The following is a 373-nucleotide window of genomic DNA, read 5'->3' on the forward strand; positions in this document are numbered from 1 at the left end:
GGGTGACCACGACACGGGAGGCCGATGCGTGGGAGCGGACGTTCGCGAGGGCCGACTGCGCCGTCCGCAGCAGGGCCACCTCGGCATCGATGCCGAGCGACGGCAGGTCGTCGTCGGCGTGCAGAGCGGCCTCGATCCCGGTCTCCTCGGTGAGGCGCTCCAGCATCCGGGCGAGGGCGTCGCCGAGCGCCGTCGACTCCAGCTCCGCCGGCGCCAGGGCGTTCACGATGCGCCGAGCATCCGCCATCCCCTCCGCAGCCAGGGCGCCGATCTGCTCGAGAGCGCGCGTGCGCTGCGACGGATCGTCGACCTCCAGGGCCGAACGCGCGAGCATCCCGATCGACGACACGCTCTGCGCGACGGTGTCGTGGAT

The 373-nt window shown here is 72.9% G+C and carries 1 protein-coding gene; it reads right to left on the minus strand.

Features of this window, described 5'->3' with window-relative positions; genetic code table 11:
* On the minus strand, positions 1-373 hold a 373-nt coding region (locus L687_RS0122225; protein WP_031208294.1), incomplete at both ends, for a sensor histidine kinase.

The organism is Microbacterium maritypicum MF109, assembly GCF_000455825.1.
GTDB classification, from domain to species: domain Bacteria; phylum Actinomycetota; class Actinomycetes; order Actinomycetales; family Microbacteriaceae; genus Microbacterium; species Microbacterium maritypicum_A.